A 6,912-nucleotide genomic window follows, 5' to 3' on the forward strand; every position below is an offset into this window, starting at 1 on the left:
GCTCTGGTCACGTAATTGATGACATCTGTCTCGTATTGATGGCTTTCTGACTCCGTTTTATTTTATTTATTGTTGCTAGTGTTCTCGTCCTATGTTACCGCCTCTTTTTTTTTTTGTAGCGATTCGAGTAGTGTCTAGTTGGACACCTCTCTATTCTTCTGCAGCGTCAGATGAATATAAGAGACAGTTTAGGTCCTTTATTTAAGCATTTTAGCAAATACCTTAATAAAAACAATAAAATATACAAAATTAATTTTACGGCGGGTGATTTTATATTTTATCCATCAAAATATAATTACAAAGGAAGCTTAAACAATCTTAAATCATACTTAGATAATTTTTATAAACTCAACAAAATCACTTGCATTATATTATTCGGCGATACTAGGCCAATTCATGAAATAGCAATTAATTTAGCTAAAAAACTAAATATAAAAATATATGTATTTGAAGAAGGATATTTAAGGCCAAATTATATTACTTGCGAAATGACTGGCGTTAATGCAAACTCACTTATGAGTAAAAATAAAAATGATTATAAAAAACTAAATACTTATAAAGAAAACTCAAAACTATTTAAGTCAAGTTTTAAAATAATGGCTTTTTATGCTTTAATGTATTATACATTTAGCATTATATTTCAAGTATTTTATAATAATAAAAACTATCATAGACCACTAAATATAATGGAGCTTTTTAGATGGTTTAGACATTTTTATAGAAAGGCTAAATATTCAATTTTAGAAAAAAATGTAGATAATCTAGCTAAAAAATATTCCAAAAAATATTTCTTAGCAGTTCTTCAAGTGCATAACGATAGCCAAATAAAAAAGCATTTTAAAGACAAAGGTATGAAAAAATTCATAGTAAAAACCATAAAATCATTTGCTAAAAATAGAGCGAATAATAATGTTTTGATATTTAAACACCACCCATTAGATATTGCATATACTGATTATTCAAATATTATAAATGAACTTACCAAAAGACTTGGTATAAGTGATAAGGTGTTTTATATTCATCGTGGAAATATCCCAAATCTTTTAAAAAATGCTAAAGGCTGTATATGTATAAATAGCACGGTGGGAATGCAAGCACTTTATCATAATTGCCCTACTATAGTATTGGGTAATGCAATTTATAATATAGATGGTTTAGTCTATAAAAATGACCTTGATAGCTTTTGGCAAAATGCTCATAATTTCACAAGTGATTATGATTTATACTTGAAATTCCAAGGGTATTTATTAAAAAACAATCAATATAATGCAAATTTTTACTTAAATTTCAAAGAATTTGAAATAGGAAATTAAATGTGGCATATAATAAACGCGCTTATTTTAAGAGAGCTTAAAACTAGATTTGGTAAAAACCCAACTTTAGGTTATGTATGGGTTATACTTGAACCTATGATGCATGTTTTGTTTATGCTAGTAATTTTTACTTTAATTAGAAATAGATTATTACCACAAGTTCCTTTTAGCTTATTTTTAATATCAGGTATGGTTCCGTTTTTTATGTTTAGAAATATTGTTAATTTTATAATGAATGGAATTGAAGCTAATAAAAGTTTATTTACTTACAAGCCCGTTCGCCCTATTCATGTATTTTTAGCTAGAGCCTTACTAGAAGGTATTTTATATTTTGTTATTTTTTGTATTTTAATGATTACAACGGGGTTTTTTATAAACTATAATATTATTCCATTTAATATTGTTTATAGTCTTTTAATGTTTATTTGGCTAGTTATTATTGCATTTGCCTTAGGGCTTTTACTAGCTGTTGTTTTTTATGGTAGAGATGTTATAAAAAATATTATAGGTTACGCACTTACTATGATGTATTTTGGTTCTGCTATTATGTTTCCTTTATGGATAGTGCCAAATCAGATGATAGATATTCTAGCTTATAACCCAATCTTGCATATAATTGAACTTTTTAAAGAAAATTATTTTGAAACCTACCCTATAGTAACTCAAATTAATATTGAATACCCTTTAATTTGCACTTTAGTTTTATTATTTTTTAGTCTTGGCTTATATTATAAAAAAAGAGTGGAGCTTGGCACTGCATGATTAGACTTGAAAATATCACAAAATACTTTGTATTAAACAACAAAAAAAAGCATTATATTTTTAAGGATTTAAATTTTACTTTTCCTGATAATTGCTCAATCGGTCTAATGGGAAAAAATGGTGCAGGAAAATCTACAATGCTAAGAATTTTAGGTGGACTTGATATTCCTAATCGTGGTAAAGTAATAATTGATAAGAGTATTTCTTGGCCTGTTGGATTTGCAGGTGGATTTCAAGGAAGCTTAAGTGCTAGAGATAATATCAAATTCATAGCTAGAATCTACGGATATAGTGGAGAAGCTTTAAAAGAAAAAATAGAATATGTAAAAGAATTTGCTGAACTTGGAGATTATTTTGATGAGCCTATTAGAAGCTATTCATCAGGTATGAGAAGTAGAATTTCATTTGGTCTTAGTATGGCTTTTGATTTTGATTATTATCTAATAGATGAAGCAGGAGCAGTTGGCGATAAATCATTTAAGCAAAAAAGTAGAAAAGTATATGAAGAAAAATTATCAAAATCAAAGGTAATTATGGTTTCACACGATATTAACGAAATAAAAACTTGGTGTGATAAAATAGTTTTTTTAGACAATGGAATAGCCACAATCTATGATGATGTAGATGAAGGAATTAATAAATATAAAGAAAGTTGCTAATGAAAAAAAAGATTATAAAATTTATAACAAGCTTTAAAATTATCATAGTTTTAAGCTTAATTTCACTGATTTATTTTGCTTTTATAGCAAGTTCAAGATATGAAAGTACAGCAATAATTGGAGTAAAATCTACAAGCACTACCACTGATACATCTAGTCTAATACCAATAATAGGACTTACAAGTTCATCTAAAGAAGACATAATGTATCTTAAAGAATATATAAACTCATACGATATGCTAGCAATTTTGCAAAAAGATATAAATATCAAGGCTATGTATGAAGGAAAAATTGATTATGAATTATTTTTGAAAAATCTTGATATAAAAGAAGATTTTTTAAAATATTATCAAAGTAGAATAAAGGTAGTTTATGATGATATTACCGGACTTTTAAGTATTAAAATTAACGCATTTTCTCCAGAAGATTCTAAAAAAATAGCCGATACGATACTTAAGGAAAGTGAAAATTTCATAAACGAAATATCACATAAAATCGCAAGAGAGCAAATGAGTTTTGCGAAAGAAGAATTAGAAAAAGCTAGTTTAGAGCTAAGTAAAGCCCAAGATGAAATAAATAAATTTCAAAATACAAATTCTATGCTAGACCCTGTAAGTCAAGCAAAAACCCAATCAGCTATAAAAACACAAATAGAAGAAAAAATAATAGCAAAAGAAGTAGAACTTGCCACATTAAATAGTTACTTAAACTCAAATACTCCACAAGTAAAAGCATTAAAATCAGAATTAGACGCACTAAAATCTCAATTAAAAAAAGAAGCTAATAAATTAACCTCAAAAGATAAAAATGACAAATTAAATTATTTAGCAATTGATTTTAGCAATCTTAGTTTTAAATTAAAATTCGCTGAAGATGCTTATAAATTAGCTCTAGCATCTTATGAAAAATCAAGACTAGAAGCTAATAAAAAGTTAAAACAAGTTATTATAATTTCTTCGCCGGTTTTATCAGAAATTGCAATATATCCAAATGTAATTTATGATGTATTCTCAGTATTTTTTATATTAACATTAGTTTTTGGAATTATTAAATTTACATATTCAATAATAGAGGAGCATAGATATTAATGAAAAAAATATTTTATATATTAGTATTTTCAATATTAGCATTTGCAGTTGATGTAGCAAATATAGCAGTAAATAATACTCAAGAAGAAATATCGCAACAAGTGAATAATAAAACATTTGGAGCACACCTATTCTCAGGTAATTTTAAGCAATTTAGCAAACATATTTATAATCCAGATTATAAAATCGCAATAGGAGATATAATAAATATTAAGCTTTGGGGTGCAGTAGAATTACAACAAAAATCAAGCGTTGATTCTCAAGGAAATATATTTATTCCACAAGTTGGAGTTATTCATTTGTTAGGAGTTAGCAATAAAGATTTAGTAAATATTATTCAAAATAAAGTAAGAAATACCTATAAATCAAATGTATATTCATACGCAGATATGGATACTTACCAAAATATTTCAGTATTTGTTACGGGAAATGTAAATAAACCAGGGCTTTATGAAGGGCTTAGCTCGGATTCTTTAATTCAATACATTGATAAAGCAGGTGGAATAAATCTTGAATATGGAAGCTTTAGAAATATTCAAATTCTAAGAAACAACCAACTAATTAAACAAATAGACTTGTATGATTTTTTATTAAATGGCAAATTAGATTATTCTATGTTTAAGAATGGCGATGTAATTTTAGTAAAACAAATCAATGGCTATGCAAGTGCTAGTGGTGATGTATTAAAGCCTTATAGATTTGAATTAGGAGAGAATTTAAAAACATTAAATGATTTAGCTATTTTATCTAATGCAAAACCAACTGCAACAAATGCAATCATAAAAAGTTATGATGAAAATAACAAACTCCGTATAAATGCTTATAAAAAAAGTGAATTTGAAAATGTATATATTAATAATGCCGATGAAGTGGAATTTAGACCAGATTACACAGCAGATAAAATAAACATAAAAATTGAAGGCGAACACAATAGCTTACATTCATTAGTTTTAGATAAAGGAACTACATTGCAAGAAGCTCTTAGTTTATTAAATATGAATGATTTATCTAATAAACAAGCAGTGCAAGTGTATAGAAAAAGCGTAGCAGCTCTTCAAAAAAAATTAATTGAAGCCCAGCTAAAAGAGTTAGAAACCTTAGCGCTAACCACAACTTCAGCTACTTCAGAAGAAGCAAAAATTAGAGATAATTGGGGAACTAATATTTTAAAGTTTATTGAAAGAGCTAGAGCAATTGAGCCTAAAGGGCAAATCGTAATTGATGATGAAAAATTATATTCTTCAATTGTTCTTGAAAATGATGATGTTATTAATATACCTAGCAAAAATAATTTAGTTGTAATTCAAGGAGAAGTTGCTCTTCCTGGTGCATTTATTCATCAAGATAAATTAAAAATAAAAGATTATATTAAAATGGCTGGGGATTTAAATACTAGAGCTGATAAAAAAAGAATTTTATTAATACACGCTAATGGAAAAGCAGATAAAATAAGCTTAGGAACTTTTAGCAGTGATAAAAATGCTAAAGTTTATGAAGGAGATTCAGTATTAGTATTACCTAAAATTGAAACTTACAACCTTCAAGTAACCGGTGTAATAACTCAGATTTTATACCAAATTGCAGTAGCAACTAAAGTAATTTTAGATATTTAATTTTATGAAAGGAAACACTATGAAAAAATTATTTTTAATTATAGGAGCACCTGGTAGTGGTAAAACTACTGATGCTAGCATAATTGCTAAAAACGAAAACTACACACACTATTCAACAGGCGATTTATTAAGAGCTGAAGTTGCAAGTGGAAGCGAATTAGGAAAACAAATAAACGAGCTTATCTCAAAAGGAAATCTAGTGCCTTTACAAATAGTTGTAAATACAATTATGAGCGCACTTAAAAAAGCTCCAAGTGATGTTATATTAATAGATGGTTACCCAAGAAGTGTTGAACAAATGCACGCACTTGATAGCGAATTAGCTAAATCAAACGAAGTAAATCTTAGTGCTGTTATTGAAGTATTTGTAAGCGAACAAGTAGCAAAAGATAGAGTTTTAGGTCGTGCTAGGGGTGCTGATGATAATGAAGAAGTATTTAATAATCGTATGAAAGTATATACCGAGCCTTTAGCTGATATTTTAAATTTTTATAAAGCAAAAAATCTACATATACAAATCAACGGCGAACGCACAATTGAAGAAATTGTTGCAAATATGAGTGAAGAAATTAAGAAAAAAATCTAATCAAGGAGAAAAAAATGGATATTACAAAAATTAAAAGTGGAAATGCAGAGAAATTAAATGCAGTTATAGAAATTCCTTATGGCTCAAATATTAAATATGAGTTAGATAAAGATAGTGGAGCAATCATGGTTGATAGAGTTATGTATTCGGCTATGTTTTACCCAGCAAATTATGGTTTCGTGCCAAATACACTTGCAGCTGATGGTGATCCTGTTGATGTGCTTGTATTAAATGAATACCCAGTTCAAGCAGGCGCTGTTATTCCTTGCCGTTTAATTGGTGTTTTAATTATGGAAGATGAAAGCGGTATGGATGAAAAATTACTTGCAGTTCCTGTTAGCAAGATTGATCCAAGCTATGATAATATCAAATCTTTAGAAGATCTAGCACCACACAAACTTGCAAAAATCAAAAACTTTTTTGAAACATACAAAGCATTAGAAAAAGGTAAATGGGTAAAAGTTCAAGATTTTAAAGGCATAGCTGAAGCTACAAAAATACTTGAAGAATCAATCAAAAACTATAAATAATGTTAGCAGTCTTTAAAGACTGCTTTTAAATTAATTTTATCAAATGTTCTTATTTCTTATAAAAATTACAAATCATAATAATCTAATTTAAAATATACGAAATCTCATTAATAATGCATAAGCAAAAATATTATTATGCTTAATTTTGTAAGTGAATACTAATTTTGTTGCTAGTATTCTTTATAAATGCGTATATTTTAAATCATTGAGCATATTATTAGTTTCTTTATAAAATTATTAATTTTTAATATTAATACTCATTAAAAATCATATAATTTAACTATATTTTAAGTTATAATTAAAGATATTTTTAGAATTTGATTTATTTTAGAAATTAACTTAAAACTGCGTTGTATTAGAA

Annotated in this window: 7 protein-coding genes; all 7 read left to right on the plus strand. The window is 27.1% G+C overall.

Features of this window, described 5'->3' with window-relative positions:
- The first annotated feature begins 170 nt into the window (after positions 1 to 170).
- From KJQ97_RS08345 to ppa, 7 genes are read left to right on the plus strand one after another with little or no spacing between them, the layout of a single operon-like run.
- Positions 171 to 1,313: a capsular biosynthesis protein gene (locus KJQ97_RS08345; protein WP_214120543.1), complete on the plus strand. Its 1,143-nt coding sequence runs from the start codon at positions 171 to 173 to the stop codon at positions 1,311 to 1,313.
- Positions 1,314 to 2,075, plus strand: coding sequence for a capsule polysaccharide transporter KpsM (kpsM, locus tag KJQ97_RS08350; protein ID WP_214120544.1), 762 nt, complete (start codon positions 1,314 to 1,316; stop codon positions 2,073 to 2,075).
- Positions 2,072 to 2,734, plus strand: a complete 663-nt coding sequence (locus tag KJQ97_RS08355; protein WP_214120545.1) for an ABC transporter ATP-binding protein — start codon at positions 2,072 to 2,074, stop codon at positions 2,732 to 2,734. Before kpsM ends, KJQ97_RS08355 begins: the two co-directional genes overlap by 4 nt.
- Positions 2,734 to 3,822: a KpsE/RkpR family capsule polysaccharide export protein gene (locus tag KJQ97_RS08360; protein ID WP_214120546.1), complete on the plus strand. Its 1,089-nt coding sequence runs from the start codon at positions 2,734 to 2,736 to the stop codon at positions 3,820 to 3,822. The genes KJQ97_RS08355 and KJQ97_RS08360 overlap by 1 nt, the downstream gene beginning before the upstream one ends.
- Positions 3,822 to 5,435, plus strand: a complete 1,614-nt coding sequence (locus KJQ97_RS08365; RefSeq protein ID WP_214120547.1) for a polysaccharide biosynthesis/export family protein — start codon at positions 3,822 to 3,824, stop codon at positions 5,433 to 5,435. Before KJQ97_RS08360 ends, KJQ97_RS08365 begins: the two co-directional genes overlap by 1 nt.
- Before the next feature lie 19 nt (positions 5,436 to 5,454).
- Positions 5,455 to 6,021: an adenylate kinase gene (locus KJQ97_RS08370; RefSeq protein WP_214120548.1), complete on the plus strand. Its 567-nt coding sequence runs from the start codon at positions 5,455 to 5,457 to the stop codon at positions 6,019 to 6,021.
- A 14-nt stretch (positions 6,022 to 6,035) separates the two neighbouring features.
- The gene (gene ppa / locus KJQ97_RS08375; RefSeq protein ID WP_214118956.1) at positions 6,036 to 6,551 is read left to right on the plus strand and encodes an inorganic diphosphatase; all 516 of its coding nucleotides are present in this window, start codon (positions 6,036 to 6,038) and stop codon (positions 6,549 to 6,551) included.
- The last annotated feature ends 361 nt before the right edge of the window (positions 6,552 to 6,912 follow it).

The sequence above is a fragment of the Campylobacter sp. 2018MI01 genome, assembly GCF_018501205.1.
Lineage (GTDB): Bacteria > Campylobacterota > Campylobacteria > Campylobacterales > Campylobacteraceae > Campylobacter_E.

Excerpts from the sequence above, each read along its gene's own strand:
- ppa (WP_214118956.1), top strand. The coding sequence starts at position 6,036 with ATGGATATTACAAAAATTAAAAGTGGAAATGCAGAGAAATTAAATGCA.
- KJQ97_RS08355 (WP_214120545.1), top strand. The coding sequence starts at position 2,072 with ATGATTAGACTTGAAAATATCACAAAATACTTTGTATTAAACAACAAA.
- kpsM (WP_214120544.1), top strand. The coding sequence starts at position 1,314 with ATGTGGCATATAATAAACGCGCTTATTTTAAGAGAGCTTAAAACTAGA.
- KJQ97_RS08370 (WP_214120548.1), top strand. The coding sequence starts at position 5,455 with ATGAAAAAATTATTTTTAATTATAGGAGCACCTGGTAGTGGTAAAACT.
- KJQ97_RS08365 (WP_214120547.1), top strand. The coding sequence starts at position 3,822 with ATGAAAAAAATATTTTATATATTAGTATTTTCAATATTAGCATTTGCA.
- KJQ97_RS08345 (WP_214120543.1), top strand. The coding sequence starts at position 171 with ATGAATATAAGAGACAGTTTAGGTCCTTTATTTAAGCATTTTAGCAAA.
- KJQ97_RS08360 (WP_214120546.1), top strand. The coding sequence starts at position 2,734 with ATGAAAAAAAAGATTATAAAATTTATAACAAGCTTTAAAATTATCATA.